Origin of the sequence: Pseudoalteromonas sp. SR44-8, from assembly GCF_014163635.1 — a bacterium.
Taxonomy (GTDB): Bacteria; Pseudomonadota; Gammaproteobacteria; order Enterobacterales; family Alteromonadaceae; genus Pseudoalteromonas; species Pseudoalteromonas rhizosphaerae.
Genome location: NZ_JACJDS010000121.1, coordinates 1 through 251, shown reverse-complemented (window position 1 = coordinate 251; position 251 = coordinate 1). Strand labels below are relative to the sequence as shown.

General features: G+C 40.2%; 1 protein-coding gene. It reads left to right on the top strand.

What is annotated here, in order from left to right; translation table 11 throughout:
- A partial coding sequence (locus H5183_RS21565) for a transposase (protein WP_182732696.1) occupies positions 1 to 251 on the top strand: 251 nt, incomplete at both ends.

Sequence of the window (251 nt, the reverse complement as noted above, 5' to 3'; positions counted from 1 at the left end):
ACGGCAAGTTCAGTTTAAAAATGATGAATCGCGTAAAAAGCTAAGCTACATCGACAAAATGAAGGTCAAAATAGACAGCCCAATCGGGCGACGACAGTACAGCAAACGACTTGGCTGTATAGAGCTAGTGTTCGGGAATATTACAGTTAACAAAGGCATGAATAAATTGACCTTACGCGGTCAAACGAAAGTGAATGCCCAATGGCAACTGTATTGCTTAGTTCATAATATAGAAAAGCTGCAAAACAGGA